The sequence below is a fragment of the Streptomyces sp. QH1-20 genome (assembly GCF_041283565.1).
Classification (GTDB): Bacteria; Actinomycetota; Actinomycetes; order Streptomycetales; family Streptomycetaceae; genus Streptomyces; species Streptomyces syringius.
Map to the genome: position 1 here is coordinate 3,480,805 of NZ_CP166299.1, position 26,976 is coordinate 3,507,780.

Annotated in this window: 24 protein-coding genes; 12 read left to right on the forward strand and 12 right to left on the reverse strand. The window is 72.0% G+C overall.

The window, feature by feature from the left end; all coding sequences use genetic code 11:
• Positions 1-136: 136 nt before the first annotated feature.
• The 4 genes from AB8O64_RS15530 to AB8O64_RS15545 all read left to right on the forward strand — a co-directional run bounded on the left by AB8O64_RS15530 (position 137) and on the right by AB8O64_RS15545 (position 3,245).
• On the forward strand, positions 137-1,288 hold the full coding sequence (locus tag AB8O64_RS15530) for a lipid-transfer protein (RefSeq protein WP_370419706.1): 1,152 nt from the start codon (positions 137-139) through the stop codon (positions 1,286-1,288).
• 6 nt (positions 1,289-1,294) lie between these two features.
• Positions 1,295-1,759, forward strand: a complete 465-nt coding sequence (locus AB8O64_RS15535; protein ID WP_370419707.1) for a Zn-ribbon domain-containing OB-fold protein — start codon at positions 1,295-1,297, stop codon at positions 1,757-1,759.
• Positions 1,756-2,523, forward strand: a complete 768-nt coding sequence (locus tag AB8O64_RS15540) for an enoyl-CoA hydratase/isomerase family protein (protein ID WP_370419708.1) — start codon at positions 1,756-1,758, stop codon at positions 2,521-2,523. The genes AB8O64_RS15535 and AB8O64_RS15540 overlap by 4 nt, the downstream gene beginning before the upstream one ends.
• Before the next feature lie 65 nt (positions 2,524-2,588).
• On the forward strand, positions 2,589-3,245 hold the full coding sequence (locus AB8O64_RS15545) for a hypothetical protein (RefSeq protein ID WP_370419709.1): 657 nt from the start codon (positions 2,589-2,591) through the stop codon (positions 3,243-3,245).
• Positions 3,246-3,310: 65 nt separating this feature from the next.
• On the opposite strand, the gene AB8O64_RS15550 is transcribed toward AB8O64_RS15545, so the two are convergent.
• Both AB8O64_RS15550 and AB8O64_RS15555 read right to left on the reverse strand, forming a co-directional pair.
• The gene (locus AB8O64_RS15550; RefSeq protein ID WP_370419710.1) at positions 3,311-5,857 is read right to left on the reverse strand and encodes a PQQ-binding-like beta-propeller repeat protein; all 2,547 of its coding nucleotides are present in this window, start codon (positions 5,855-5,857) and stop codon (positions 3,311-3,313) included.
• A gap of 245 nt (positions 5,858-6,102) precedes the next feature.
• Entirely contained in the window at positions 6,103-6,906 is an 804-nt protein-coding gene (locus AB8O64_RS15555; RefSeq protein ID WP_370419711.1) for a VOC family protein, read from the reverse strand.
• Positions 6,907-7,188: 282 nt separating this feature from the next.
• On the opposite strand from AB8O64_RS15555, the gene AB8O64_RS15560 reads away from it, so the two are divergent.
• Positions 7,189-7,836: a TetR family transcriptional regulator gene (locus AB8O64_RS15560; protein WP_184733958.1), complete on the forward strand. Its 648-nt coding sequence runs from the start codon at positions 7,189-7,191 to the stop codon at positions 7,834-7,836.
• A 130-nt stretch (positions 7,837-7,966) separates the two neighbouring features.
• Here AB8O64_RS15560 and AB8O64_RS15565 read toward each other — a convergent pair whose 3' ends face one another.
• Both AB8O64_RS15565 and AB8O64_RS15570 read right to left on the reverse strand, forming a co-directional pair.
• Positions 7,967-8,422 carry a nitroreductase family deazaflavin-dependent oxidoreductase gene (locus AB8O64_RS15565; protein WP_370419712.1) on the reverse strand — a complete coding sequence of 152 codons (456 nt, stop codon included), beginning with the start codon at positions 8,420-8,422 and terminating at the stop codon, positions 7,967-7,969.
• Positions 8,423-8,442: 20 nt separating this feature from the next.
• Complete coding sequence (locus tag AB8O64_RS15570; protein ID WP_370419713.1) at positions 8,443-9,756, reverse strand: acyl-CoA dehydrogenase family protein; 1,314 nt, start codon at positions 9,754-9,756, stop codon at positions 8,443-8,445.
• An 88-nt stretch (positions 9,757-9,844) separates the two neighbouring features.
• On the opposite strand from AB8O64_RS15570, the gene AB8O64_RS15575 reads away from it, so the two are divergent.
• Positions 9,845-11,017 (forward strand): acetyl-CoA acetyltransferase, encoded by a 1,173-nt coding sequence (locus AB8O64_RS15575; RefSeq protein WP_370419714.1) that lies wholly within the window; start codon positions 9,845-9,847, stop codon positions 11,015-11,017.
• Positions 11,018-11,079: 62 nt separating this feature from the next.
• Entirely contained in the window at positions 11,080-11,763 is a 684-nt protein-coding gene (locus tag AB8O64_RS15580) for a pyridoxal 5'-phosphate synthase (RefSeq protein WP_370419715.1), read from the forward strand.
• A gap of 9 nt (positions 11,764-11,772) precedes the next feature.
• Here AB8O64_RS15580 and AB8O64_RS15585 read toward each other — a convergent pair whose 3' ends face one another.
• Entirely contained in the window at positions 11,773-12,204 is a 432-nt protein-coding gene (locus AB8O64_RS15585; protein WP_370423874.1) for a Zn-ribbon domain-containing OB-fold protein, read from the reverse strand.
• A 118-nt stretch (positions 12,205-12,322) separates the two neighbouring features.
• Between AB8O64_RS15585 and AB8O64_RS15590 the strand changes: the two genes are divergently transcribed.
• The 3 genes from AB8O64_RS15590 (at position 12,323) to AB8O64_RS15600 (ending at position 16,166) form a co-directional block, all read left to right on the forward strand.
• The gene (locus AB8O64_RS15590) at positions 12,323-14,548 is read left to right on the forward strand and encodes an acetate--CoA ligase family protein (RefSeq protein WP_370419716.1); all 2,226 of its coding nucleotides are present in this window, start codon (positions 12,323-12,325) and stop codon (positions 14,546-14,548) included.
• A gap of 58 nt (positions 14,549-14,606) precedes the next feature.
• Positions 14,607-15,461, forward strand: coding sequence for an enoyl-CoA hydratase/isomerase family protein (locus AB8O64_RS15595; RefSeq protein WP_370419717.1), 855 nt, complete (start codon positions 14,607-14,609; stop codon positions 15,459-15,461).
• A gap of 69 nt (positions 15,462-15,530) precedes the next feature.
• Positions 15,531-16,166: a flavin reductase family protein gene (locus AB8O64_RS15600; RefSeq protein WP_370419718.1), complete on the forward strand. Its 636-nt coding sequence runs from the start codon at positions 15,531-15,533 to the stop codon at positions 16,164-16,166.
• A gap of 27 nt (positions 16,167-16,193) precedes the next feature.
• Here the strand turns inward: AB8O64_RS15600 and AB8O64_RS15605 are convergent, their stop codons facing one another.
• Positions 16,194-17,210, reverse strand: coding sequence for a hypothetical protein (locus AB8O64_RS15605; RefSeq protein WP_370419719.1), 1,017 nt, complete (start codon positions 17,208-17,210; stop codon positions 16,194-16,196).
• Between the two features lie 105 nt (positions 17,211-17,315).
• On the reverse strand, positions 17,316-18,626 hold the full coding sequence (locus tag AB8O64_RS15610; protein ID WP_370419720.1) for an MFS transporter: 1,311 nt from the start codon (positions 18,624-18,626) through the stop codon (positions 17,316-17,318).
• Between the two features lie 302 nt (positions 18,627-18,928).
• Here AB8O64_RS15610 and AB8O64_RS15615 point away from each other — a divergent pair, with 302 nt between their 5' ends.
• Positions 18,929-19,963 carry a GlxA family transcriptional regulator gene (locus AB8O64_RS15615; RefSeq protein ID WP_370419721.1) on the forward strand — a complete coding sequence of 345 codons (1,035 nt, stop codon included), beginning with the start codon at positions 18,929-18,931 and terminating at the stop codon, positions 19,961-19,963.
• A 48-nt stretch (positions 19,964-20,011) separates the two neighbouring features.
• Here AB8O64_RS15615 and AB8O64_RS15620 read toward each other — a convergent pair whose 3' ends face one another.
• The 4 genes from AB8O64_RS15620 to AB8O64_RS15635 all read right to left on the reverse strand — a co-directional run bounded on the left by AB8O64_RS15620 (position 20,012) and on the right by AB8O64_RS15635 (position 24,732).
• Entirely contained in the window at positions 20,012-21,085 is a 1,074-nt protein-coding gene (locus AB8O64_RS15620) for a Zn-dependent alcohol dehydrogenase (protein WP_370419722.1), read from the reverse strand.
• A 63-nt stretch (positions 21,086-21,148) separates the two neighbouring features.
• Positions 21,149-22,612, reverse strand: coding sequence for an aldehyde dehydrogenase (locus tag AB8O64_RS15625; protein WP_370419723.1), 1,464 nt, complete (start codon positions 22,610-22,612; stop codon positions 21,149-21,151).
• Positions 22,609-23,772, reverse strand: coding sequence for an acyl-CoA dehydrogenase family protein (locus AB8O64_RS15630; protein WP_370419724.1), 1,164 nt, complete (start codon positions 23,770-23,772; stop codon positions 22,609-22,611). The genes AB8O64_RS15625 and AB8O64_RS15630 overlap by 4 nt, the downstream gene beginning before the upstream one ends.
• Before the next feature lie 48 nt (positions 23,773-23,820).
• Complete coding sequence (locus AB8O64_RS15635) at positions 23,821-24,732, reverse strand: SDR family NAD(P)-dependent oxidoreductase (protein WP_370419725.1); 912 nt, start codon at positions 24,730-24,732, stop codon at positions 23,821-23,823.
• A 141-nt stretch (positions 24,733-24,873) separates the two neighbouring features.
• On the opposite strand from AB8O64_RS15635, the gene AB8O64_RS15640 reads away from it, so the two are divergent.
• On the forward strand, positions 24,874-25,800 hold the full coding sequence (locus tag AB8O64_RS15640) for a cyclase family protein (protein ID WP_370419726.1): 927 nt from the start codon (positions 24,874-24,876) through the stop codon (positions 25,798-25,800).
• Positions 25,801-26,139: 339 nt separating this feature from the next.
• Here the strand turns inward: AB8O64_RS15640 and AB8O64_RS15645 are convergent, their stop codons facing one another.
• Positions 26,140-26,619, reverse strand: a complete 480-nt coding sequence (locus tag AB8O64_RS15645) for an ATP-binding protein (protein ID WP_370419727.1) — start codon at positions 26,617-26,619, stop codon at positions 26,140-26,142.
• Positions 26,620-26,976 lie beyond the last annotated feature (357 nt).

Genomic DNA, 26,976 nt, shown 5'->3' on the forward strand with positions numbered 1-26,976 from the left:
AACGAGCCGGGGTGGCCCCTCGGGCGGGCGGCGGCCCGACCGGCCGGCCACCCGGCCCCATAGCTGACTCTTCGTCAGATTAGCGATACCCTTCCGCGCTGTCAGCAGTGTGCACACCGACAGCACGGAGGTGGCGATGGCGGCAACGCTCAAGGACGCTACTGCGATCGTCGGCATAGGGCAGACCCCCTTCGCCAAGCAACTCCACGCCTCTGAGAAGACCTTGGCCTGCCGCGCGATCGTCGCCGCGCTCGACGACGCGGGCATCCGGCCCTCCGAGGTCGACGCCTTCGCCTCCTACACGATGGAGGAGACCGACGAGGTGGAGATCGCCAAGGCCATCGGCGCGGGCGACGTCACCTTCTTCTCGCAGGTCGGCTACGGAGGCGGCGGCTCCTGCGCGACCATCGCGCATCTGGCCCTCGCCGTCGCCACCGGACAGGCGACCGTCGGCGTCGCCTGGCGCTCCCGCAAGCGCGGTTCCGGCCCGCGGCCGTGGCGCAACACCCGGACCCAGCTGCCCACCCCGGGCCAGTGGACCCGGCCGTACGGTCTGCTGAGACCCGCCGACGAGATCGCGATGCTCACCCGCCGCTATATGCACGAATACGGCGCCACCCGCGACCATCTCTTCAACGTCGCACTGGCCTGCCGCAACCGCGCCAACCAGAACCCGGCGGCGATGATGTACGAGCGACCGCTGACCCGCGAGATGTACATGGGATCGCGCTGGATCAGCGAACCGCTCTGTCTCTTCGACAACTGCCTGGAGACGGACGGCGCCCTGGCCTGCGTGGTCGTCTCCGCGCAACGCGCCCGCGACTGCCGCCGCCGCCCCGTGTACGTCCACGCCGCGGCCCAGGGCCTGCCCGCCCAGCACCACGGCATGGTCAACTACTGGACCGACGACCCGCTGACCGGCCCCTCCTGGACCGCCGCCCGCCACTTGTGGAAGAACGCCGACTTCGGCCCGCAGCACGTGGACGTCGCGCAGATCTACGACGCCTTCACCGCGCTCATACCGCTCTCCCTGGAGGGCTACGGCTTCTGCGGCCGCGGAGAGGGCGCGGCCTTCTCCGAAGGCGGTGCGCTGGAAATCGGCGGCCGGCTCCCGATCAACACGGCGGGCGGCGGGCTCAGCGAGGCCTACGTCCATGGCTTCAACCTCATCAACGAGGGCGTCCGACAACTCCGCGGCAGCTCCACCGCGCAGGTCCCCGACGCCTCGACGTGCCTGGTCACGGCAGGCGAGGGAGTCCCCACTTCGGCACTTCTGCTGAGGAGTTGAGTGCTCATGTCCTCCATCATGAAGGGCACCACTGACAACGGGCCGCTGCTGCCCGTGCCGGACGAGGACGGCGCGCCCTTCTGGGAGTTCGCCGCCCGCGGTGAGCTGCGCGTTCAGTTCTGCGCCGGGTGCCATGAGCCGCGTTTCCCGCCCCGCCCGTGCTGCCCGCGCTGCCAGTCGTTCGACAGCGAGTGGCGTGTGACGAGCGGCCGCGGCCGCATCTGGTCGTTCGTTCGGCCCTACCCGCCCCTGCTGCCCCACTACGCCGACCAGGCCCCGTACAACGTCATCGTCGTCGAGCTGGCCGACGATCCGCGCATCCGTCTCGTCGGCAATCTGGTGGCCGCCCCCGACGCGGCACTGGACTCCGTCGACCCGGCCCGGCTGCGCATCGGCGTCCCTGTCGTCGTCGCCTTCACCGAGCTGGCGGAGGGCGTCAGCGTGCCCCGCTGGCTGCTGGAGCGCCCATGACCGTGCGCACGGAAGACGCCGGGGACGGCGTCACCCTCGTGACCCTCGACCGGCCCGAGCGGCACAACGCCATCGACCTCGAGACGGCTGCCCGGCTGAGCGCCCTGTGGCGCGATCTCCGCCATGACGGCACCGTACGGGCGGTCGTGCTCACCGGCGCCGGGGACCGCGCGTTCTGCACGGGCCTCGACCGCGCGGCCCACGTCCCGCAGCCGTCCTCCCCGTACTGCCTGGACGACCCGCTGCTGACGATCGGCCCCAAGGCCGCCGACCTGTGGAAGCCGGTCGTCGCCGCGGTCGGCGGCATGGCCTGCGGCGGGGCGTTCTACCTGCTCGGCGAGGCCGAGTTCGTCGTGGCGTCGGAGAACGCCACGTTCTTCGACCCGCACACCTCGTACGGCATGGTCAGCGCCTACGAATCGATCTTCATGGCCCAGCGCATGCCCTTCGGCGAAGCGGCCCGGTTGGCGCTGATGGGCACCGCGGAGCGGCTCTCCGCGCGCCGCGCGTACGAGATCGGCCTGGTCTCCGAACTGACTCCGCCCGGCGGGGCGGTCACCGCGGCCCTGCGCGCCGCCGCCGTCATCGCGTCCTACCCGACCGAGGCGGTGCAGGGCACCGTGCGGGCCGTGTGGGCGGCGAAGGAGGCCGCACGCGAACGGGCGCTCGCGCTGGCACCGCACCTGATCTCCCTGGGCAATCTGCCGCCGGACCACCAGGCGGGGCTCTTCGCCGCCCGGGACCGGGAGTACCGCCTGCGCTGAGCGCCGGACGGCCACGGGCGGCGCCGCGGATGGCGGGGGCCACGGCCCGGACGTAGCGTCGTGCCATGGCGACGTTGCGCAACGCGATCGGTTCCCTGGTGGCGCTCGCCGGCGTGGTGGCCATCGTCTGGAGCCCCTTCCGCCCCTGGTACGGCGACCGGCGGGGGAAGGACTACCTCGTCGTGGATCTCTTCCGCGCCGACGGTGTCACCGGGGACCACGCCCGGTTGGTCAGCTCGCTGCTGGCCCCGATGCTGATCACGGCACTCGTGACGCTGATGGGGCTGGTGCTGCGGTCACGGCTGCTCGTCGGCCTGACGGGCCTGGTGGTCCTCGCCCTCACGGTGCTGTGGGCCGTCCGGCAGGGCCAGGCGGCGGGCTCCCTCACGGTGGGGGCCCGCGGCGAGGGGCTGAACACCGGCGTGGCCACGGCCGCCGTCGGCGGTGCCGCGCTGCTCCTGGCCGCCCTCGTCATGCCCGGCCGCCGTCCCCGTCACGCCGACGCCTTCGCGCCCGCCCCGATCCCCGAGCCGCCGCCCGGCGCGTACGACCCGATTCCCGAGCCCCCACTCGGCGGGTACGACCCGTACGGCGACGCGAGCGGCACGCGCCCGCCCGGGCCCTACGACGACGCGCAGGAGCCCTACGACACCCAGCCTCTCCCCGCCCCGCCGTCGGTCACCCCGCCTCCTTGGCCCGCACCGCCTCCCGACACCCGGTGACGTGCCGGTCCGGACATCCGACGACGTCCTGGCGGCGGGCCCGGCGGCCCGGCCCACCAGGGGGCTCAGCGGCGGGACAGACCCGTGCCCTTGGCCGCGTCCAGGGCGTAGACGCAGCGGTCCTTGCTGCACGCGTAGACCACGCCCCCCGTCGCCACCGGTGAGCCCGTGATCTCGCCGCCCGTCGCCAGCTTCCAGCGGAGCTGCCCGCCCGCCGCGTCGACCGTGTACAGACAGTGGTCGGCGGAGCCGAAGTGGACCCGGCCGTCGGCGACGACCGGGGCACCCACGACATCGCCGCCGGCGGCGAAGCGCCACTTGGGCGTGCCGGTGACGGCGTCCAGGGTGTAGAGCGCCCCACCGCTGCCCAGGTGCACGGATCCGGCCGCCACGAGCACCGGCTCCGTCGACTGGCGGGCCTCCGTCGCGATGCGCCAGCGGTCCCGGCCGGTCGCCGCGTCCAGGGCGTACACCGTGCCCAGGTAGTCGGCGATGTAGACGCCGCCGCCCGTCACGGCGGGCCCGGGCGCGAAGGCGGGCGGGCTGAGGAAGACCGCCGGCGCCTCGAACCGCCAGCGCACGTCCCCGCGGGCCACGTCGATCGCGAGCACGCGCGTACCGGCCGCGACGTACACGACCCCGTCCGGGGCCGTCAGCAAGCGCACCGGCACACCACCGCACGAGGCGGCGTCGCCGATCGGGTACGACCAGCGCTCCGCGCCCGTACGGGCCTCGAGGGCCTTCAGGCGGGCGTCGGCCCACACGTACACCGTGCCGTCCTGCACGAACGGCCCGCAGTCGGGCGTCTCGAAGTCGGTCTGGAGACCGCCCGCCTCCCACAGCAATTCGCCGTTGGCGGCTTCCCACGCCTGCACGCCCCCGCCGCGCGTACCGGTGACGATCGTCCCGCGGTCGGCCTTGAGGGAGTAGACCCAGCCGTCGGTCGCCAGCCGCCAGTGCTCGGCGCCGTCGGTGGCGTCCAGCGCGTACAGCGTCGGCCCGTCCGAGGCATGGATGCGGCCGTCCGCGACGGCCATCGCCCAGGCGACGTCCCGGGTCTTGAACTGCCGCCGACCGCTGGCCACATCGAGGGCGTGCACCTCGAAGGACGTGACGTACAGCAGGTCGCCGGCGACCGTCGGGGTGCCCCAGACGTCGTTGGACATCCGGAACCGCCAGGGCCGCCAACGCCCCGGCTCGCCCTGGGTGTTCGCTCCGGTGTCCGGCGTGGGCGCCGGATTCTGCACGGGCACGGCGGCGGGCGCCCCGGCCGGGGGACGCACCCAGCCGGTCGCGGGCCCGGTGCCCGTCTGGGCCTGCGACTCGCGCGCGTCGGCGACGCGGGGGCCGGGGCCGATCGGCACCTGCGAGCCCGGGAGCCGTACGGCACCGTCGGGGCCGGACGCGACGGGCGCGGCGGCGTGCCGGCCCTGTGCGCCGACGGGTCCGCCGGCGGCGGCCACGTGCGGGCCGCCCAGGCCACCGCGCGGGTCACGCGCGCCGACCATGCCGGACCGGCCGGAGGCGGCGCCGACGGCACCGGCGCCTGCCGCGTGCCCCTCGCCCCAGCCCGGGCCGCTCCTCGCGTGCCCGCCCTGCGGGTCGTACGACGCGGCGGGGCCGGGCGCCGGGGTCGGCGGCTGCGGAGGCCGCGGCGGGGCGCTGGGGCGGCTCCTGGCGCTCCTGGCCCCCGCGCCCGCCGCAGCGGGCCGGTGCCCGGCCCGGCGCTGCTCGATCAGGGAGACGGCGTTGTCCGGCAGCCAGGCCGACGCGGTGCCGCTGTCGTCACCGCCGCCGGAGGCGAAGAGATGCGGGGCCAGCTGCGACTGCAGGTCCGCGGGGCTCGGCCGGTGGTCGGCCGTCATCTGCATGCACGAGTCGATGAGCGGCCGCAGCTCGTCCGGCAGCCCGCCGAGGTCGGGGCCCTCGCGGAGCAGCATGAAGACGGTCTCCACCGGGTTCGCGCCGTGGAAGGGCGCGTGCCCGGTCGCCGCGAAGACCAGCGTCGAGCCCAGCGAGAAGATGTCGCTGGCGCCCGTCACGCTCCGGGAGTCCCGCGCCTGCTCGGGTGACATGTACGCGGGGGTGCCGACCGCCACGTTGGTCATCGTCAGCCGGGTGTTGGACACCCCGGAGGCGATTCCGAAGTCGATGACCCGCGGCCCGTCCTCCACGACCAGTACGTTCGACGGCTTGAGGTCGCGGTGCACGAGCCCCGCGCCGTGGATGGACTGGAGCGCCTCCGCGACGCCGGCCGCCAGCCAGCGCACCGCCTGGGCCGGGAGCGGCCCGCACTCATTGATTATTTCCTCGAGCGAGGGGGCGGGCACGTATGCGGTGGCCAGCCATGGCACGGCCGCCCGTGGGTCGGCGTCGACGACGGCGGCGGTGTAGAAGCCGCTGACCGCGCGGGCCGCCTCCACCTCACGGGTGAAACGCACCCGGAAGAGCTGGTCCTCCGCGAGCTCCGTGCGCACCGTCTTGATCGCGACCCGTCGGCCGGACGCCGAGCGGGCGAGATAGACCAGCCCCATGCCGCCGGCACCGAGTCGGCCGAGCACCTCGAACGGGCCGATCCGTCTCGGGTCGTGCTGCGTAAGCTGCTCCACCACTGGCCTGCCACCTCCCCGTGGGGGCTTGAAGGGTTCCAGCCCCGTGCAGCGCATCACCGCGAATTATCCCGGGGTACGCAACCTGATTCTTCCTGGCGAAGGCCACGGTTGCGAACCCGGGGCACGCTTCGCCGTGTCTCCGCCACATGCGGAACGTCCCGTCCCGCACCCCTCCCCGTTGTCTCCCCGTTGTCCCGGTCGCTCCTGTCCCCGCTGCTCGCACCGGCCCGTGGGCCGTCGTTCCGCTATCCCCGCGGCGCCTGTGAGAGGTCGATGACGGCGAAGCTCGCCCCTTGGTCGTCGGCCAGCACGGCGAAGCGTCCGTAGGGCGTGTCCTGCGGCTCGCGCAGTATCCGCCCGCCCAGGCCGACCGCCGCGTGTGCCGCCGCGTCGCAGCCGTCGACCACGAAGTACGTCAGGAAGTGCGCGGGCATCTCCGCCGGGATGCTGTCGTCGAGGACGGCCCGGCCCCCTACAGCATGCTCCGGGGCGGCCGGTTTCCCGGCGGGTGTCCACATGGCGAACTCCATGCCCGCCTCTTCGCTCAGATCCGTCGAGGTGAAGCCGAAGACCGCTTCGTAGAAGGCGTCGACCGACTTCGGGTCGCGGGTGTACACCTCGGTCCAGCCGTAGGAACCGGGCTCCCCGCGCAGCTCGAAGCCGTGGTGGCTGCCCGCCTGCCAGACGCCGAAGACCGCGCCGTCCGGGTCCGCGGCCACCACCATCCTGCCGAAGTCGGCTATGCCCATCGGCCCGACGATGATCCGGCCGCCCGCGGCCTCGATCCGGGCGGCCGTGGCCACCGCGTCGGACGCGGAGAAGTAGACACCCCAGGCCGTCGGCATCCGGCCGTCGGTCTTGGGCACCAGGGCCGCGACCTTCTTCCCGTCGCGGGAGGCCTGCGTGTAGTAGCCGAACCGGGCGGTGCCGACGTCGAAGCTCCAGCCGAGGAGCTCACCGTAGAAGCGCTTGCCCGCTTCGAGGTCCGGCAGAGTGACGTCCGCCCAGCACGGCACGCCTTCCGGGAATGCGTCCGAGTCCGTGCTCATGGGTCGGCTCCTTCCATGCCCGTTCCCGAGGTGTTACGACTGCCACGCTATAGGGGGATCATGGATCCCGCGCGGCCTGTGGATAACCGTGGGGCAGTGCCGCTCGACATCGTTGTCCACAGCCTGTTGATAAGAGGATTCACCGGTACGGGCCAATCCGCTCCGGTCTTCCCCGCGACCCCCACAACCCCCCTGATCAGGGGGTACACCCGGTCCCGGACCCCCGCCCCCATTTGCATGCGGCCGAATCGCGCTCCGATCACCCCTCGGTAAGCTGACGGCATGACAGGACAAGTACGCACCGTCGACGGCCGGGTGGCCGGACGACGCGGACAGGCGACGCGGCAGAAGCTGCTCGACTGCCTCAGCGAAATGCTCAGCTCCTCGCCCTATCGCGACGTCAAGGTCATCGACGTCGCCCGTAAGGCCGGCACTTCTCCCGCGACCTTCTACCAGTACTTCCCCGACGTCGAGGGCGCCGTCCTCGAGATCGCCGAGGAGATGGCGAAGGAGGGCGCGACCCTCACCGAACTCGTCGCCGGGCGTTCGTGGGTCGGGAAGTCCGGCTGGCAGGCCGCCGAAGAACTCGTCGACGGCTTCCTCGGCTTCTGGCGCAAGCACGATGCCATCCTGCGCGTCGTCGATCTGGGCGCGGCCGAGGGCGACAAGCGGTTCTACAAGATCCGCATGAAGATCCTCAACGCCGTCACCAACTCCCTCACGGACTCGGTCAAGGAACTCCAGTCCAAGGGCAAGGTGGACAAGGACGTCAGCCCGGCGGCCGTCGCCGGTTCGCTCGTCGCGATGCTCGCCGCGGTGGCCTCGCACCAGAAGGGCTTCCAGAGTTGGGGCGTCAAGCAGGCCGAACTCAAGCCCAACCTCGCCCTGCTCGTCCACCTCGGCATCACGGGCAAGAAGCCGACCAAGTAGCGCCGTAGCGCGCCTCGCACGTCCTGTCATCGCAGCGGCGGGCCACCTGGGGCTCGGCTCCGGGCGGCCCGCCGCGGCGCGATCCGACAGTGGACGTCACCTCCCGCGCACCGCTCGCGATGTCGCGCGGCTACCTCCGTTCCAGCCGGAAGAGCCGGATCTCCCGCTCCACACGCGCCTGATAACGCGCGTACGGAGGCCAGAACTTCACCACCGCCGCCCATGCGGCCTCCCGCTCCGCCCCGCGCAACAGCCGCGCCCGTACGGCGATGTCCCGCCGCTTCCAGCTGATCTCCGCGTCCGGGTGTGCCAGAAGATTCGCCGTCCAGTGGGGATGGCCGGGACGGCCGAAGTTGCTGCCGATCAGGATCCAGCTGCCGGGACCGTCGCCCTCGGGCATACAGGCGAGCGGCGTCCGCCGGGGCAGCCCGCTCTTCGCACCCCTGGCCGTCAGCAGGAGACTCGGCAGCATCTGGGCGCTGAGCAGGACCTTCCCGCCGGTCAGCCGGTGCAGGGTCCGGTCGAGCGCGGGCACGAAGTGCGGCGCGACCCGGGCGAACGCGCTGCTCGAGGACAACTTCTGCACGAGGCGTTCCACCGCGGACGTCACAGCGCCACCGCTTCCCGGCCCGCACCCGCGCCAAACAGCCCCGCCGTCCGCGCCGCGTGGTCCCGCAGCCGGTGCACGGGCCCGAAGAGCAGCTCGTCCGACGCGGCCCGCTTGAAGTACAGCTGCACATCGTGTTCCCACGTCACGCCGATACCTCCATGCAGTTGGACGGCTTCTCCCGCCACAATCCGTGCCGTTTCCAGCGCTTGGGCCAGTGCGAGCCCGGCAGCGACCCGGGCGCTGTCGTGCCCCGGCGGCGAAACGGCGGCGGGCGGCGCCTGGGGCCGCCCCTGGCCCCGCCCCGGGCGGGTCTCGGCCTCCGGTTCGCGGCCCACGGCCCACGCGGCGTAGTACGCCGCCGAACGTGCCGCCTGCACCGCCACGTAGAGGTCCGCCAGGCGGTGCTTGACCGCCTGGAACGACCCGATCGGCCTGCCGAACTGTTCCCGCACGCGCGCGTACTCCACCGTCCGCTCCAGCGCCCGTTCCGCCGCACCCACCGCTTCGGCCGCCAGCACGGCCGCCACGCGCTCGCCCACGGCGGCCAGGGCACCGCACACATCGTCAGCGAGCGCGGGGGCGGAGTCCGGGGCCGCGCCCAGCAGCTCGGCCTCCGTGTCCCGCAGCTCGATCCGGGCCTGCGGCCGGGTCTCGTCCAAGGCGGTCTGCCGCGTCCGGACCACACCGCGCGCGTCCCGCGGCCGCACGACGAACAGCAGGGTGCGGCTGCGCGCGTACCCGCCGGCGTGTGCCGCGACGAGCAGCAGGCCGGCACTGTGTCCGTCGAGGACCTGCCGGGCCTCGCCGTACAGCCACCAGCTCCGGCCACCGTCCACCGGCCGCGCCTGCACACCACCCGCCCGGCCGCCACCGGACCACGCGCCGTCGTTCGGCCCGGTGAGCCCGAGGGCCGCCGGCAGCGTGCAACCCGGGACCACGAGCGCCGCCGTCAGCTGCCCGGCAGCGAGCCCTGGCAGCAGCTCCGCGCGCTGCCGGGACGTGCCCAGGGCCGCCACCAGGGGCGCCACCAGGCCCGCCGTGGCCAGCAGCGGCGACGGCAGCAGCGCCCGGCCGGTCTCCTCGCTCGCCAGCGCCAGCTCGGTCGGTCCGCACCCCACGCCCCCGTACTGTCCCTCCACCGCCAGCCCGGGCAGCCCCAGCTGTTCCGCGAGGCAGCGCCACAGACTCCCGTCGTAGCCGGTCCCGGTGCGCACCGCGGCCTTGACGTCGTCCGGGCCACAGCGTTTGAGCAGCAGTTCACGCAGAGTGCGCCTGATCCGGTGCTGCTCCTCGCTCAGCGAGGCGTCCATCGGCGAGCTCCTCCCCTGACTGACGGGGCGTCATATTAGGCAGCCCAACCGCACTTTCCCAGCCCCCTACTGATGTACCGTCAGATCCATGAGTCCCGGAACCCGCAAGGTCGCCGTCGTCGGCGTCGCCCTCTCGGACTGCGGCCGCGTCGACACAGCCACGCCCTACGCCCTGCACGCCCAGGCCGCCCGCCGGGCCCTCGCCGACTCGGGTCTCGACAAAGGGGTGATCGACGGCCTCGCCTCGGCCGGGCTCGGCACGCTCGCCCCTTTGGAGGTCGGCGAGTATCTGGGGCTGCGGCCCACCTGGGTGGACTCGACCGGCGTCGGCGGCTCGACCTGGGAGGTCATGGCCGCCCACGCGGCCGACGCGATCGCCGCGGGCCACGCGAACGCGGTGCTCCTGGTCTACGGCTCCACCGCCCGCGCGGATCTCAAGGCGGGCCGCCGCAGAGCGAACCTGTCCTTCGGCACGCGAGGACCCGCGCAGTTCGAGGTGCCGTACGGGCACACCCTCGTCGCCAAATACGCCATGGCGGCCCGCCGCCATATGCACCAGTACGGCACCACCCTCGAACAGTTTGCCGACGTCGCCGTTCAAACCCGCGCCAACGCCGCCCACAATCCTCTGGCCATGTACCGCGATCCGATCACGGTCGACGACGTCCTCGGCGGACCGATGATCGCCGACCCCTTCACCGCACTCCACTGCTGCATACGGTCGGACGGCGGCTGCGCGGTGTTGCTGGCGGCGGAGGAGTACGTGGCGGACACAGCGAAGCCTCCCGTGTGGGTCCTGGGGGCCGGTACGGCGGTCTCCCATACGACGATGTCCGAGTGGGCCGACTTCACGGTGTCCCCGGCGGCCGTCTCGGGACGGCTGGCGTTCGAGCGGGCGGGGGTCACCCCTCGGGACATCGAGGTGGCGGAGCTGTACGACGCCTTCACCTATATGACGCTGGTGACGCTGGAGGACCTCGGTTTCTGCGCGAAGGGCGAGGGCGGTGCCTTCGTGGCCGGAGGACGCCTGCTGACCGGCGGCGAACTGCCGGTCAATACCGACGGTGGCGGCCTCTCCGCCTGCCACCCCGGCATGCGCGGCCTGTTCCTGCTGGTCGAGGCCGTACGGCAGCTGCGCGGCGAGGCGGAGGCGGGCCGCCAGGTGCGCAAGGACGACGGCCGGCTCCCCCGGCTCGCCGTCGCCTCGGGGACGGGCGGCTGGTTCTGCTCGTCGGGCACCGTGGTCCTGGGCCGGGACTGACCCGAGGCCGACACGCCCCGGCAAGCGGGGCCGTGCGGCACACGGCCGGGTTGGATGGACTCATGAGCAGCCATGCGGACGACAGCCGGCAGGAGTCCTTCCGGGAGCTCCTGCGTTCCCTGCGCGTGTGGGACACCGAGCTCCCGCGGTTCGACCCGGGCTCCGCGCCCGCCGACCCGCTGCCCCTCTTCCAGCAGTGGCTGCGCGAGGCGGCCGAGGCGGGCGCCCCCGAGCCGCACACCATGTCCCTCGCCACCGCGGACGCGGACGGGCGGCCGTCCGTCCGGACCGTGATGCTGCACGACGCGGACGAACGGGGCTGGCACTTCGCCACCCACCGGACGAGCCACAAGGGGCGGGACCTGGCGGTACGCCCCCAGGCGGCGCTGGGCTTCTACTGGGCGGCGGCCGGCCGGCAGGTCCGTGTGCGGGGCACCGTGACGGCGGCGGGCGCGGCGGAGAGCCGGGCCGATCTGGCCAAGCGGTCGACGGGCGCCCTGGCCGCCGCGCTGGTGGGACACCAGAGCGAGACCCTGGCCTCTCTCTCGGACCTGGCACAGGCCTCGGACGCGGCATGGGAGCGGGCCCACCGGGAGCCCGACGCACCTGTCGACACCTGGACGCTGTACGTGCTGGAAGCCGACGAGGTCGAGTTCTTCCAAGGGGACGCGCAACGCCGGCACGTACGTCTCGTCTACCGCCGCGCCGATGACGGCTCCTGGGTCAGGGAACTCCTCTGGCCCTGAGCGCCCGCGTCAGTACGGGCCGAACACCGGGACGGACACGGCGGGTTCACCGTACGAGCGGAAGCGGACCCGCAGGCGCATACCGATCCTCAGCCCCGTCTCCGGGCAGTCGACGACCTCCGTCATCATGCGGGGCCCTTCGGCGAGGTCCACCACGGCGGCGACATAGGGCAGCCGTTCACCGAAGGGCGGCAGGTCGTTCCGGTGGACGACGGACCAGGTGTACAGCGTGGCGCGGCCGCTCGCCTCCTCCCACTCGACGTCCTCGCTCCAGCAGTACGGGCAGAACTCACGCGGACAGTGGTGCGGACGGGCGCACTCCACGGCGCGGCAGCGGCGTATCAGCAACCGCCCTTCGGCGGCCGCTTCCCAGTAGGGGCGGGTGAAGGCGTCGGCCTCGGGCACGTCGAAACGTGGTGTCGCGCCGGAGGGTTGAGGCATCGAGCTCAAAGGGGCGCCCTCCCTTTTGGCTGCGGTCACACCATTCCTGACGGTCCATCAGGTGAGTAGCCTGACTGTACGTCAGCCTATCGGTCATGGACAGGAGTGGGCGAGAACGATGCTTGGATCGACTCACGGCACCCTCACCACCACCTCCCGCACCGCCCGCGTCGTGGCCTGCGGCGAACGCCCCCGCCCCGCCGTCCACGGCCTGGCCGACGCCGCCGAGGACGTGGACGTCAGCGGCCGGCCACTGCAGTCGGCCGTCCCCGACCTGGACCGGTTCTTCCGTCCCCGGACCGTGGCCGTCATCGGCGCGTCCGACGCCGAGGGCCGCCCGAACACCGGGATAACCCGGCAGCTCATCGCCTGGTCCGAGCGCGTCGGTGCCCGCGTCCACCCCGTGCACCCCACCCGCAGAACCGTCTTCGGCCTCACCTGCCATCCGTCCATCGGTGAGGTGCCCGAGCAGATCGACGTCGCCGTTCTGCTCGTCGGCGACCCCACGCCTCTCATCGGGGAACTCTCCGGCGCGAAGGTCGCATTCGCCGTGGCCTTCGCCTCCGGCTTCGCCGAGACCGGGGCCGAGGGCGCCGCCGCCCAGGCCCGGCTCACCGCCGCCGTCCGGGCCTCCGGGATCCGGCTGCTCGGACCGAACACCAACCTCAACGCCTTCGAGCGCTTCCGCACCGATCTCGACGGTCCCGCCATCGCGTTGATCACCCAGTCAGGCCACCAGGGCCGCCCCGTCTTCGCCCTCCAGGAGCTCGGCATCCGGCTCTCGCACTGGGCCCCGACGGGCAACGAAGCGGATCTGGAGTGCGCCGACTTCATCTCCTACTTCGCCACCCGGCCCGAGGTCGGGGCCATCGCCGCGTATATGGAAGGGATCAAGGACGGCCGCGCCTTCCTGCTCGCCGCCGACCGCGCGGCCCGCCACCGGGTGCCCGTCGTCGCCGTCAAGGTCGGCCGCACCGAGACCGGTGCCCGCACGGCCGCCTCCCACACCGGCAAGCTGACCGGGGCGGACGAGGTCGTGGACGCGGCCATGCGGCAGTTCGGCGTGATCCGCGTCGACGGCCTCGACGAACTCCAGGACACCTCGGCCCTGCTCGCCCGTGCCCGCCCGCCCCGGGCCACCGGTGTCGCCGTCTATTCGATCTCCGGCGGCACAGGGGCCCACTTCGCCGACCTGGCCACGGCGGCCGGCCTGGAGCTCCCCACCCTCTCCGCCGGGAAGCAGCGCGAGCTCCACGAGTGGATACCGGAGTACCTGAGCGTCGCGAACCCCATCGACAACGGCGGCCACCCCGTCGGGGACTGGCGTGGCCGGCGGATCATCGACGCCATCCTCGCCGACCCGTCCGTCGGCGTCCTCGTCTGCCCGATCACCGGCCCCTTCCCGCCCATGAGCGACCGGCTCGCACAGGACCTGGTGGCCGCGGCGGAGGAGACGGACAAGTTGGTGTGCGTGGTGTGGGGCTCGCCCGTGGGCACCGAGGACGCCTATCGCACCACCCTGCTCGGGTCCTCCCGCGTCGCCACCTTCCGCACCTTCTCCAATTGCGTCACCGCCGTCCGCGCCTATCTCGACCACCACCGCTTCGTCGCCGATTACCGCTCCCCCTTCGACGACGCTCCGCGGACCCTCTCCCCCTCGGCACGCAAGGCACAGGCGCTGATGCGCCCGGGCGAACAGCTCAGCGAGCACGCGGCGAAGCAGCTGCTGCGCGCGTACGGCATACGCGTCCCCCGCGAACAGCTGGTGACCAGCGCCGCAGCGGCCGTACGCGCGGCCGCCCAGGTCGGCTACCCCGTGGTGATGAAGGCCTCGGGTCCGCAGCTCACCCACAAGACCGAACTCGGCCTCGTGAAGATCGGGCTGACGTCCGCCAGCCAGGTGCGTGACGCCTATCGCGAGCTGACCGACATCGCGCGCTACGAAGGGCTGCCGCTGGACGGCATCCTGGTCTGCCAGCTGGTCGGACGCGGTGTCGAGACCATCCTGGGCATCACACCCGACAGCCTTTTCGGCCCCACCGTGACGGTGGGCCTGGGCGGGGTGCTCGTGGAGGCCCTGCACGACACGGCCGTACGCGTCCCGCCCTTCGGCGAGGGCGACGCGCGCGCGATGCTGGGCGAGCTGCGCGGCCATGCCCTGCTCAGCGGCGTCCGGGGGGCTCCCCCGGCCGATGTCGACGCGCTCGTCGAGACCGTCCTGCGCGTGCAGCGGATGGCGCTGGAGCTGGGCGACACCCTCGCCGAGCTGGAGATCAATCCACTGCTGGTACTGGAGCGGGGACAGGGCGCCGTGGCCCTCGACGCGCTCGCCTTCTGCCGCTGAGCCCCCGTCGCCCGCCGCCGGGCCGCGCGCGGCCGCCCGCAGAACAAGGAGTTCCCCCATGACCGTCTCCCCCCATGAGTCACCTGTCGAGCCCGCCGGATCCGTCGAACTCGCCGAATCCGTTGACTCATTGGTACTGCACACCACTGACAACGGCGTCGCCTGGATCACCCTCAATCGGCCCGACGCACTCAATGCCATCACCCCTGACCAGCGCGAACGTCTTATTTTCTTGCTCGATCAGGACTCCGCCGACCCCGGCGTCCGAGCCGTGGTCATCACCGCCACCGGCAAGGGATTCTGCGCCGGCGCCGATCTGCGCACCGCCTCCACCGCCCCCGCCCAGCGCGTGCCGGGCGACGTGGCCCGCACCATCCGACGCGGGGCGCAGCGGCTGATCAGCGCGGTGCTGGACTGTGAGAAGCCGGTGATCGCCGCCGTGAACGGCACGGCCGCGGGCCTCGGCGCGCATCTCGCCCTCGCCTGCGATCTGGTGCTGGCGGCCGAGTCCGCGCGATTCATCGAGGTGTTCGTACGGCGGGGCCTGGTGCCCGACGGTGGCGGCGCGTATCTGCTGCCGCGCCTGGTGGGACCGCAGCGGGCCAAGGAGTTGTTGTTCTTCGGTGACGCCCTTACCGCCGCCGAAGCGGAACGTCTGGGGCTGGTCAACCGGGTGGTGCCCGAAACGGAGCTCGCCACGACGGCCAGGTCCTGGGCGACACGGCTGGCGACCGGTCCGACGCGCACGCTCGCGCTGACGAAACATCTGGTCAACGCCTCCCTTGACGGTGACCGCGCGGCCGCGTTCGCGGCCGAGGCCGCCGCTCAGGAGATCAATATGACAACGGCGGACGCGATCGAGGGGGTGGCGAGTTTCGCGCAGCGCCGCAGCCCCGCGTTCCGGGGGCGGTAGGACAGCCGACCGGCACGCTCGGCCGTCGCGAAGCTTCCTATCTGATGGGCCATCAGTTTCAATGGGTCCATGATGGGACACGCGGGGATGGCCGCCGCGGCCGTGCGTTATCTGCGAGCGACGGGGTCGCCGACCTCCGCCGGGCGGCCTGTCGATCCGCTGCCCCGGCCGGAGCTACGGGCCGTACGGGCGGACGAGCGTCTTCCGCCGACGCCGGACGAGTTCCGGCGCGTCCTCGGCCACTTCGCCAGTGGCGTCACGGTCGTCACCGCGCCGGGCGCGCACGGAGAGCCGCCGGCCGGTTTCGCCTGCCAGTCCTTCTCGTCGCTGTCCCTCGACCCGCCGCTGGTGGCGTTCATGGTCGCCCGGACGTCCACCACCTGGCCCCGCATCGCCAGGGCGGGCGTCTTCTGCGTCAACGTCCTCGGTGCCGGGCAGGGGGCGCTCTGCCGGTCCTTCGCGATCAGCGGCTCGCGCACGGCCGACAAATTCGCGGGCGTGCCTCATGAACCATCGCCCGTGACCGGGTCACCTCGGCTCACGGACGTACCCGCGTGGATCGACTGCGTGATCCACGCCGTGCACACGGGCGGGGACCACCTCATCATCGTCGGACGCGTCGAGGCACTCGGGACGGACGAGGAGGCGGCAGCCGCGGGGCCGCTGCTGTTCCACCGGGGCGCTTTCGGCTCGTTCAGCGCCTGAAGCCCCTGAAACCTCGGCACGCTCCGGTTACTTCTCACCCTTGTCGTGTGGGGCGACCTTCTTGAGCACATACCGTTTGCCGGAACCCGGCTTACCGATCTCGTGGAAGATCCGCGGCTCCTTCTCGGTGCCGCTGACGCTCCACTCGCGGGACAGTTCGCACGAGCGGATACGCAAGGAGATGCCCTGGACCGTGCCGCCGTCCTTCACTGCCGTCCAGGTCCCCGAACCGTCGCAGTCCGTCGGCCTGTCCTTGCCCATGCCGTCCCAGACGAAGTTGTCGAGCCCACGCGCGGTCGCGCCCCCGTCGGGGGCGAGTTCGACCTTGCCGCCGCGGCCGTCGCTCCACATCCCCGCGAGCTCCGACTTCTCCAGTCGGGGCGGCTCGTACACGCTCACCAGGCCGGTCCCGTACGCTCCCGCGCCGAGGGCCGCGGTGACGAGCCAGACGAGTCCGCCGTACCGCGCGACCCGCCGGGCCGTCCGCGCGGAGCGGCCCGCGCGGAGCCGCCGGGCGGCGGCCCGGGCGAGCAGGGCACCGGGCATCAGGGCGACGGTGAGGGCGGCCCACCACAGGAGGTACGCCGAGGGCCGGGCGAGCGAGAGGCTCCCGAGGGCCGCCACGCCGCCGAACGCCGCGACCGCCACCGCCGAGACGGCCGGGACCGCCCCGAGGACCCACAGCGGACCCTCGGCTCTCCCCGCGCGTCGCGCGGCCCGGCGCGCCAGCGCCAGCGTGGGCATCACCGCGGCCGCCGTGACGAAGCCACTGATCAATACGGTCAGGAGCGCGACCACCAGCACCGCCGCGACGATGACGAAGGCATTGCCGGGCAGCCCGTCGTGCTCGCGGGAGAGGAGCACGAGGACGGCGATCGTCCCGGCGAGGGCGGCCTCCACACAGAGGGTGGCCATCGACGCGCAGAACGCCGCGCCGAAGCCGTCCTCGCGCGCCGCGTCCCGCGAGGCCCCACGGGACTCCTCGGGCGCACCGTCCGTCGTCGCGTCGTCCGGTATCGCGTCCGGTTCTGCCTGCTGTGTCATGTTCGCCCCTCTCCCCAAGAGAGATTCCCCCAGGGGCCGGAGGGTTGCGTCGCGAGTGACCCGAGAACGTTCTCGGCCCTGTGTTGCCCGCCTGGGCGACGACCGTCAGCCGGGCGACACGACCACGGTCGACCGACGACGGATGATCAGGGCCATCAGTGCCGCCACCGCGCACAGCGCGCCGGAGGCGTACCAGACGAGGTCGTACGAGCCGAAGACGTCACGCGCCACGCCGCCGAGGAAGGCGATCAGGGCCGCACCCACCTGGTGGGAGGCGAGCACCCAACCGAAGACGATCGCGCTGTCGTCGCCGTAGTGCTCGCGGCACAGGGCGATGGTGGGCGGGACGGTGGCGACCCAGTCGAGCCCGTAGAAGACGATGAAGAAGATCATCGGCGGATGGACGGACGGGGCCAGCAGCATCGGCAGGAACATCAGGGAGATGCCGCGCAGCCCGTAGTAGACGGCGAGCAGGCGGCGCGCCTCGAAGCGGTCCGTGAACCAGCCGGAGGCGATGGTGCCGACGACGTCGAAGACGCCGATCACCGCGAGCAGGCCGGCGGCGGCTGTCGTCGGCATGCCGTGGTCGTGGGCGGCGGGCACGAAATGCGTCTTGACCAGCCCGTTCGTGGAGGCACCACAGATGGCGAAGGTGCCGGCGAGCAGCCAGAACGGACCGGTGCGAGCCGCTTTGAGCAGTGCGGTCACCGCACGGCGGGCTGCCCCGGCCACGGGGAGCGGCTTCGGTACGTACGTCGTGGAGCCGTACGGCGCGAGGCCCGCGTCCGCCGGGTGGTCGCGCATCAGCAGCAGGACGAAGGGGACGACGGCGAGGGCGACGGCGGCCACGATCGCGGCGGCGGGCCGCCAGCCGTGTCGCTCGACGATCCAGGAGAGCAGCGGCAGGAAGACCAGCTGTCCCGACGCCCCGGCCGCCGTGAGGATGCCGGTGACCAGACCGCGGCGGGCCACGAACCACCGCTGGGCGACGGTCGCGGCGAAGGCCAGCGCCATTGATCCGCTGCCCAGCCCGACGAGCACTCCCCAGCACAGGACGAGCTGCCAGCTCGTCGTCATGAAGACGGTCAGGCCGGCGCCGGCCGCGATCGTGGTCAGCGCGCAGGCGACGACCTTGCGCATGCCGAAGCGGTCCATGAGGGCGGCGGCGAAGGGGGCGGTGAGGCCGTAGAGCGCCAGATTGACGGAGACCGCGAAGCCGATCGTTCCCCGCGACCACCCGAACTCCGTGTGCAACGGCTCGATCAGCAGGCCGGGGAGGGAGGCGAAGCCGGCCGCACCGATGATCGTCACGAAGGAGACGGCGGCGACGAACCAGGCCCGGTGGACGCGCGACCGGCCGCCGGGAGGCGTGGATCCACCGCCTGAGGAAGCGGGGAGTTCGGTTGTCTGGGTCACGTCATCAGGATCAAGCGCGCCGACTCCTCGGATCGAGTGGCCCGGATGACATCTGCCGCAAGGATCGGGCCATCTCTTCTGCCCGGGAGGCGATGACGGCCTCCGGCCGTAAGGAGCGCGACGGTCGGTAAACCTCCGTCGGCGCATCCGGCAGGGCGCCGGGAATGCGCCGGTCGGCGGGAGCCTTGTCAGTCAGGGGCAGGGCCGAGCGGGAACCGGACGAGGGGCGTAGGAGCATGTGGCAGACCACGGAAACGGATATCGCCGGCCGTCCCGGTGTCTCCTCCGGTGAGGGTGGGCGCGTGTCCGGCGCGAGTTCCCGGAGAACCGAGAGCACCGAGGCACCCGCCGTTGGCCGGCCGCACCGGGTCGTCGTCCTGGCTCTGGACGGTGTGATCCCCTTTGAACTCAGCATCCCTTCCCGCATCTTCGGCAGGGCACGATCCGCCACCCATGAGCCGCTCTACGAGATCGTGACCGCCGCGCTCGCTCCCGGACCGGTCCGCACCGACGCGGATTTCTCGATCACCGTCGACCAGGGACCCGAGGCTCTCGCCGAGGCCGACACGGTCGTCATACCCGCCTCCTACCGGCTCGGCCCGGCCTATACCGAGGGACGGCTCACCGACGACCTGGCCGCCGCCCTCGCCGGCATCCGACCCGGCACGCGCATGGTGTCCATCTGTACGGGCTCGTACGTCCTCGCCGCCGCCGGACTGCTCGACGGCCGGCCGGCCACCACGCACTGGAGCAGTACCGAACACTTCCAGCGGCTGTTCCCGGCGGTCCGGGTGGACGCCGATGTCCTCTTCATCGACGACGGCGACGTGCTGACGTCGGCGGGCGTCGCCTCCGGCATCGACCTGTGCCTGCACATGGTGCGCCGCGACCACGGCACCGCCGTGGCGAACGAGGTCGCCCGGCTCAGCGTCGTACCGCCGCACCGCGACGGCGGCCAGGCCCAGTACATCCGGCGACCCGTGCCCGAGCCGCAGCTCGCCACGACGACGGGGGCCCGCGCCTGGGCGTTGGCCCGGCTGCACCAACCGATCCAGCTGCGTGACATGGCCGCCCAGGAGGCGATGAGCGTGCGGACCTTCACGCGCCGTTTCCGTGAGGAGGTCGGCATCAGCCCCGGGCAGTGGCTGACGCAGCAGCGGGTGGAACGCGCACGGCATCTGCTGGAGGACAGCGACCTCTCCGTGGACCAGGTGGCGCGGGACGCGGGCTTCGGAACGGCCTCGTCCATGCGGCAGCATCTGCAAGCGGCGCTCGGTGTGTCACCGACCGTCTACCGCCGCACGTTCCGGACGGCACCCGCGAGTGCCCGGCGCTGACGTCACCCGGCGGACGTGGGGACCCGGGCGAGGGGGCATCCGCCCCGGTCAGCCGGGGAAGGTCAGGACACCGCGTGCGATACGGCCGTGTCGCGCGTCGTCCGCCGCGTCGGCGAAATCCTCCACCGGGTAGGTCCTGGTGACCAGCTCGTCCAACAGCAGTCGGCCTTCGCGATACAGGCGGGCGTAGAGGGCGATGTCCCGCTGAGGCCGTGAGGAGCCGTAGCGGCAGCCGAGAATCGCCTTGTCGAGATACAACGACGAGACGAGGAAGGCCGCTTCGGCGTCGGCGGGCGGCACCCCGAGCAGGATCGCTTGACCGTGCCGGTCGAGCAGGTCGATCGCCTGCCGGACGAGCCGGGTGTCGCCGACGCACTCGAAGGCGTGGTCGGCTCCTCTCGGGAGGATCTCCCGGACGGCGTCGGAGGTGTCGGGGACGGCGGCCGCGTCGATGAAGTGGGTCGCGCCGAACTGCCGGGCGACCGGTTCCTTGGCCGGGTTCGCGTCGACGGCGACAACGGTCGACGCCCCGGCGAGCCGAGCCCCTTGCAGGACGTTGAGCCCGATGCCGCCCGTGCCGATGACGAGCACCGAGTCGCCTTGGGCCACCTTCGCGCGGTTGAGGACCGCTCCGACCCCGGTCAGCACACCGCAGCCGATGAGGGCCGCGGACGTCAGCGGCACATCGGGCGGAATCCTGACCGCCTGGACCGCTTTGACGACCGTGTACTCCGCGAAGGCCGAGTTGGAGGCGAACTGGAAGAGTCTCTCGCGGCCGCGCGAGAACGGTCTGCCGGGCATGCCGATGGATGTGCGGCACATGGTCGGCCGCCCCCGGTCGCAGTCGGCGCAGGTGCCGCAGTTGGCCAGCGTGGACAACGCGACGTGGTCACCGGGCGCGACGTGTGCGACGCCCGCCCCGACCGCCTCGACCACGCCCGCCCCTTCGTGCCCGAGGACGACCGGGACGGGGAAGGGAATGGTCCCGTCGATGACCGACAGGTCGCTGTGGCAGAGCCCGGCGGCGGTGACGGCGACCAGGACCTCACCGGGCCCGGGGGCGCGCACCTCCAGGTCGTCGACGACGTGGGGCCGCTTGCCGTCGAAGATGACGCCTCGCATGGCTGGTCTCCTCTCAGAAAGCGGTACGGGGTGAATCGGCTGTGCGGCCTTCCCGGGGTCTCGTCAGGAGGACCAGACGACGGACTGGAGTTCGCTGTACGCGTGCAGCCCGAAGGAACCGCCGTCGCGGCCGATACCGCTGTCCTTGAAGCCGCCGAAGGGGGTTTCGGGATGGCGCTGGGCCGTGTTGATGCCGACGTTCCCGCTGCGCAGACGGCCGGCGAGGGCCCAGGCCCGACCGGTATCGGCGCTGAAGACGTAGTCGTACAGGCCGTAGGAGGTGCCGTTGGCGATGCGGACCGCCTCGTCCTCGTCGTCGAAGGGGATGACGGCCACGACCGGGCCGAACAGTTCCTCTTGGGCGACGGTCATGTCGGGTGTGACGTCGGCGATGAGGGTGGGCGCGACGTAGAAGCCGGGTGCGAGGTCGGGCCGGGAGCCGCCGGTGACGATGCGGGCGCCCTGGTCACGGGCGCCGGCGATGTACGCCTCGACACGGTCGCGCTGCGCGGCGGAGATCAGCGGGCCGACGACCGTGGAGTTATCCACAGGGTTACCGACCGTCAGCGATCGGGCGTAATGTGTGAGGCCGGTGACGACCTTCTCGTACATCGACCGATGGACGAGCACGCGGGTCGGCGCCGTGCAGACCTGCCCGCTGTGGAAGGACCAGACCGAACCGACCGCCCCGATCGCCGACGAGACCGCCTTGTCGTCGGCGTCAGCCAGGACGATGGCAGCGCCTTTGCCACCCAGCTCCATCAGGGTGCGCTTCATCGACCTCCCCGCGGACTCGGCGATCTTCTTTCCCACCTCGGTGGAGCCGGTGAAGCTCACCATGTCGACCTCGGGGTGGGCCACCAGCGCTTCCCCCGCGGCAGGACCCGAGCCGGTGACGACGTTGAAGACGCCGTCCGGAAGTCCGGCCTCCTGGAACAGCGGGCCCAGCTCGAGACAGCCGAGCGGGTCCTGCGGGGCCGGCTTGGAGACGACCGTATTGCCCATGGCCAGGGCCGGGGCGGCTTTACCCGCGAGATTGACGATCGGGAAGTTGTAGGAGGTGATGCAGCCGACGACGCCCACCGGGCGTCGGATCGCGGCGGCGCCGATCAGGCCGCCGGGGGCGAGTGCGCTGGCCCGGGTGGCCCGCGGCCCGAGGGGGACGACATCCGGTTCCGCCGCGCCCCGCGCGTAGCGGCGGAAGCGGTCGACGGCCGGGGTCACCTGCAGGGTCGAGGCGATGCGTCGCGTCGCGCCCGTCTCCGCCTGGAGGAGAGTCGCCAGCTCCCCTCCGCGTTCGATGAGCAGATCCGCTATCCGGTCCAGCACGGCCGCGCGCTCGCGCGGATCCGTACGGGACCAGCCGTCCTGGGCGGCCCGCGCGGCGGTCACGGCATCGGCGACTTCGGCGGGAGTCGCCTCCGGGGCCTCCCCGACGACCTGTTCGGTCGCCGGATTGACAACTGGATAGTGCCCCTTTCCCGGCGTACGCCAGGCGCCGTTGATCCAGTGCCCGTATGCCGTCATGGACGGAACTCCTTCGGCAGGCCGAGGACGCGCTCGGCGATGATGGTGCGCTGGATCTCGTCCGAGCCGCCGTAAATGGTGTCGGCGCGCGAGAAGAGGAACTGACGCTGGACAGCGTCCAGTTCATAAGGGCGGTCGGGCCTCCAGTCAGCCGGGGCGACCGCGGCGACTGCGCCCCGCACCCGCATGGCCAGTTCGCCGAGGGACCGGTGCCAGCCTCCCCACAGCAGTTTCGCGACGCTTGGCGCCCCGGCGTCCGACGCCCTGCCCAGCGTCCGCAGGGCGTTCCATCTCATGGTCTGCAACGCGGCCCACTGCCCCACGAGCCGATCCCGCTCGACCGGCTCCTCTGCGGCACCGGTCTCCAGGGCGAGCTGGACCACGCGTGTCAGCTCGGCGGCGAAGCCGATCTGCTGGACGAGTGTGGAGACGCCGCGCTCCCTCGCAAGGAGGCCCATGGCGACCCGCCAGCCGTTCCCCTCGCCGCCGACGAGGTGGTCGGCCGCGGCCACCGCGCCTTCGAAGAACACTTCGTTGAAGTCGGATGTCCCCGACATCTGCCGGATCGGCCGGACGTCGATCCGGCCGGGCTGGTCCATCGGCACCAGCAGAAACGAGAGCCCGTGGTGGCGCTGCGACCCTTCGGTGGTGCGGGCCAGGACGAAGCACCAGTCCGCCTCATGGGCGAGCGAGGTCCAGATCTTCTGCCCGGTGATCCGGTACGTTCCGCTGCCGTTCTCGCGCACGGCGGCGGTGCGTACCGAGGCGAGGTCCGATCCCGCACCGGGCTCGCTGTAGCCCTGGCACCAGAGCTCCTCGCCGCGGGCGATGGCGGGGAGGAACCGGGCCCGCTGGGCGTCGTCGCCGTGGGCGAGAAGGGTGGGGGCCAGGAGGTTCTCACCGATATGGCCGACCCGCGCGGGGGCCTGGGCGCGGGCGTACTCCTCCGCCCACACGACCTGTTCGGTCAACGTCGCGGCCCGGTTGCCGAAGCGACCACGGTTACGGTCCCAGCCGAGACCGATCCAGCCGTCCGCACCCAGCTCGCGCTCCCAGGCCCGGCCGGAGGCCCGGGCCGGTTCCCCGGCGAGGTGTGCGGCGAGCCAGGCCCGGGCGGTCTCCCGGAACGACTCGTCCTCCGGACCGAATGCGAAGTCCACGCCTGCCCTCTCCCCTCACCGACGCCTTGATCCGAGATCCCTGGGAGGTCACGCGTTCGGACGGGCCTTGGCCGCGGCTGCCTTCGCCATGGACTCCAGCCGGGCCAGCATGGGCATCGGGTCCGTGCCGACCGTTCCCGGCAGGACGTCGGCGATCCGCTGAGGGGTCCAGCCTCCCTCCGCGTGAGCCGCGCGCAGTTCGCGCGGCTGTGCCCAGACCGCGATCTTGGGGCCGGCCACCGTGTAGACCTGGCCGGTGATCCCCTCCTCGCGGGCCCGCTCGCTGAGCAGATAGATGACCAGCGGTGCCACGTCCTCGGGTTCGCCGATCTCCGTCAGCTCCATCGGGACGTTGGCGGACATCCGCGTACGGGCCACGGGAGCCACGCAGTTGGCCGTGACCCCGTATTTGTTCAGGCCCAGGGCGGCGCTGCGGACGAGCGAGATGACGCCGCCCTTGGCGGCGGAGTAGTTGGCCTGGGAGACGCTGCCCTGGTGGTTGCCGCTGGTGAATCCGATGAGGGTGCCACTGCCCTGCTTGCGCATCAGCGCGGAGGCGGCCCGGAAGACGGTGAAGGTGCCCTTCAGGTGCGTGGCGATGACCGGGTCCCACTCCTCCTCGGTCATATTGAAGAGCATCCGCTCCCGCAGGATCCCCGCCACGCAGACCACGCCGTCGAGCCGGCCGTACCGCGCCAGCGCGGTGTCGACGATCCGCTGCCCTCCGGCCATGGTCGACACGTCGTCCGCGAGGGCGGTCGCCTCGCCCCCCGCCTTCTCGATCTCCTCGGCCACGGCGGCCGCGACGGTGCTGGTCGGCTCACCGCCGTCGACGGAGACGCCGTAGTCGTTGACGACGACCTTCGCCCCTTCGGCGGCACAGGCCAGGGCGACCGCCCGGCCGATTCCCCGTCCGGCTCCGGTGACGGCGACCACCTTGCCCGCCAAGAAGTTCCCCACGGCCTGCCCCTTCCCGGAGTTTCTGACGGCCCGTTAGATTTTTGGGCAGAGTGAGCACGAGCGCAAGACCCGCCGCCGAAGTGGTCGCGCGAAGTCCTGGCGCGGCACGGCCGACGATGTCCGATCCCGGGAAGGGTTCTCATGCCACTGCCGTCCGAGTTCCACGAGATCGCCAAGCGCGTCAACAACTGGGGACGTTGGGGGGCGGCCGATGAGATCGGCACCCTCAACCTCATCACCGGTGCGGTCGTGCGCGCCGCCGCCGCGACCGTGACGACGGGTCGCCGCGTTCCGCTGGCCCTGCCGCTCCGGCAGGACGGGGTGCAGACCGGAATGATTCCCGGCAGGGTCAATCCGCTCCACACGATGGTCGCCGTCAATTGGGAGATGTTCGGGCCCGACACCATCGCCACCAGCGATGACACCGTGACCATGGGCCTTCAGGCGGGCACGCACTGGGACGCTCTCCCCCACGTATCCCACAGCGGAAAGATCTACAACGGCCGCCCGGCGACTTCGATCACCGCGCACGGCCGTGCCGCTTTCAGTGGCATGGAGAAAGCAGGTCCCGTCGTCTCGCGAGGCGTTCTGCTCGATGTCGCGCGGGCCAGGGGGACCGAGCGGCTCGACGACGGGCACATCGTGACCCCCGAGGATCTCGACGCGGCGCAAGAACTGGCCGGTGTCACGGTGCGGGCGGGCGATATCGTCCTGGTGCGAACAGGCCAGATCCAGCGATATCTGGCAGGTGACAGGGAGGCGTACGCCTTTCCTTCGCCCGGACTGTCGATTCGTACGCCGGAGTGGTTCCACGCCCGCGATGTCGCCGCCGTCGCCAATGACACCCTGACGTTCGAGGCATTCCCACCGGAGTTCGAGAATCTATGGCTGCCCGTACACGCGCTCGACCTGGTCGAGATGGGCATGCTGCAGGGGCAGAACTGGAACCTGGAGGAACTGTCGGAGGCGTGCGCGGAGGAGAATCGCTATGCGTTCCTCCTGTCGGCGACACCCGAGCCCTTCATGGGTGGGACGGGAGCGCCGGTGGCGCCGGTGGCGATCCTCTAGCCCGAGCCCTCTCACCCGGACCCTCTCGCCCCGGGCCGCATGACCTCGGGCCTCCGGCCGTTGACCTCCCCACCGCGGAGCAAGCCGCCACACAGGCCGTCACACACAGGACATAAGGGCGGGGCGGGCGGCGGCGCGCTGATGCGCACCCCGAGCACGGCACCACACGCCGCCACCCAGCTCCGGCGCCTCTGCCCTGATGCCGCGCCGGGCCGCGACCCGCACTCGCCAAGCCGGCCCCACAACACGGACCTCTCGACGTCCCCTCGCAACGAATCGCTGCGTCCAAGGGTGATCACGCGAACACTTCACGTCAACACCTGGTCTGGACTTTGTCGACTACGCCCGATTTGTGACGGCGCGCGGCGGCTCAAAAGCGCCGACCCAGAGCGGCTCCCCGCGGTCGACCTCGCACCAGATGCGCTTGCCCGCGCCCTCGGGCTGCCAGCCCCAGCGGTCGGCCAGGCCGTCCACCAACTCCAGCCCCCGGCCACCGGTGTCGTCACCCTCCGCGCAGCGGCGACGCGGCGGACGGGCGCTGATGTCGGCGACCTCGACACGAACCGTGCCCGGACACATCCCGGCCGCGGCCTCGGTGGAGCCACCCGCACCCGGGAAGAGCATGCGCAGGACGGCCGGACAGCCGGTGTGCACCACGGCGTTGGTGACCAGCTCCGAGATGAGCAGGATCAGCGTTTCGGCCAGGGGCTCGTCCATCCCTATGCCGGTACCTGCAAGGCGCGACCGCGCCCATCTGCGAGCCCGCCCCACCTCCGCGGGGTCGGCCCGAACCTCCATCTGCATCTGAAGCACCTGCACCGCTCACACCATCCGAACCGGCGGACACAACGCCTCGCGTCTCCGAGAGGTCACGGAACGTGATCTCCTTCCGAGACAGCATGGTTGACGTAGAGTCACCCCAACAAGCGCTTCAGGCATATTCCGGCGCAAAGGAGTATGCGTACTGCATACTGTGCGACGCACGCTGCGGGGACTCGAACATCGGGGAATCGCGGCCCCCGAGCCGACGCGAGCGGCAGACAATCCCGCGTTCGGCGCCGCCATATCGGCGGCACCGGGATAATTGCGCTTCTGAACCACTCGCATCCAAGGGAGCGTACCCGAGGTCGGGGCGAACTCCTCCTCGTGACGAGTCACACGCAGGACACAACCCGA

Bases quoted from the DNA above. Each gene is read 5' to 3' on its own strand.
- AB8O64_RS15540 (WP_370419708.1), top strand. From the start codon at position 1,756: ATGACCGTGCGCACGGAAGACGCCGGGGACGGCGTCACCCTCGTGACC.
- AB8O64_RS15585 (WP_370423874.1), bottom strand. From the start codon at position 12,204: ATGCCTCAACCCTCCGGCGCGACACCACGTTTCGACGTGCCCGAGGCC.
- AB8O64_RS15575 (WP_370419714.1), top strand. From the start codon at position 9,845: ATGAGTCCCGGAACCCGCAAGGTCGCCGTCGTCGGCGTCGCCCTCTCG.
- AB8O64_RS15595 (WP_370419717.1), top strand. From the start codon at position 14,607: ATGACCGTCTCCCCCCATGAGTCACCTGTCGAGCCCGCCGGATCCGTC.
- AB8O64_RS15535 (WP_370419707.1), top strand. From the start codon at position 1,295: ATGTCCTCCATCATGAAGGGCACCACTGACAACGGGCCGCTGCTGCCC.
- AB8O64_RS15545 (WP_370419709.1), top strand. From the start codon at position 2,589: ATGGCGACGTTGCGCAACGCGATCGGTTCCCTGGTGGCGCTCGCCGGC.
- AB8O64_RS15560 (WP_184733958.1), top strand. From the start codon at position 7,189: ATGACAGGACAAGTACGCACCGTCGACGGCCGGGTGGCCGGACGACGC.
- AB8O64_RS15640 (WP_370419726.1), top strand. From the start codon at position 24,874: ATGCCACTGCCGTCCGAGTTCCACGAGATCGCCAAGCGCGTCAACAAC.
- AB8O64_RS15620 (WP_370419722.1), bottom strand. From the start codon at position 21,085: ATGCGAGGCGTCATCTTCGACGGCAAGCGGCCCCACGTCGTCGACGAC.
- AB8O64_RS15580 (WP_370419715.1), top strand. From the start codon at position 11,080: ATGAGCAGCCATGCGGACGACAGCCGGCAGGAGTCCTTCCGGGAGCTC.
- AB8O64_RS15530 (WP_370419706.1), top strand. From the start codon at position 137: ATGGCGGCAACGCTCAAGGACGCTACTGCGATCGTCGGCATAGGGCAG.
- AB8O64_RS15590 (WP_370419716.1), top strand. From the start codon at position 12,323: ATGCTTGGATCGACTCACGGCACCCTCACCACCACCTCCCGCACCGCC.
- AB8O64_RS15605 (WP_370419719.1), bottom strand. From the start codon at position 17,210: ATGACACAGCAGGCAGAACCGGACGCGATACCGGACGACGCGACGACG.
- AB8O64_RS15600 (WP_370419718.1), top strand. From the start codon at position 15,531: ATGATGGGACACGCGGGGATGGCCGCCGCGGCCGTGCGTTATCTGCGA.
- AB8O64_RS15625 (WP_370419723.1), bottom strand. From the start codon at position 22,612: ATGACGGCATACGGGCACTGGATCAACGGCGCCTGGCGTACGCCGGGA.
- AB8O64_RS15555 (WP_370419711.1), bottom strand. From the start codon at position 6,906: ATGAGCACGGACTCGGACGCATTCCCGGAAGGCGTGCCGTGCTGGGCG.
- AB8O64_RS15570 (WP_370419713.1), bottom strand. From the start codon at position 9,756: ATGGACGCCTCGCTGAGCGAGGAGCAGCACCGGATCAGGCGCACTCTG.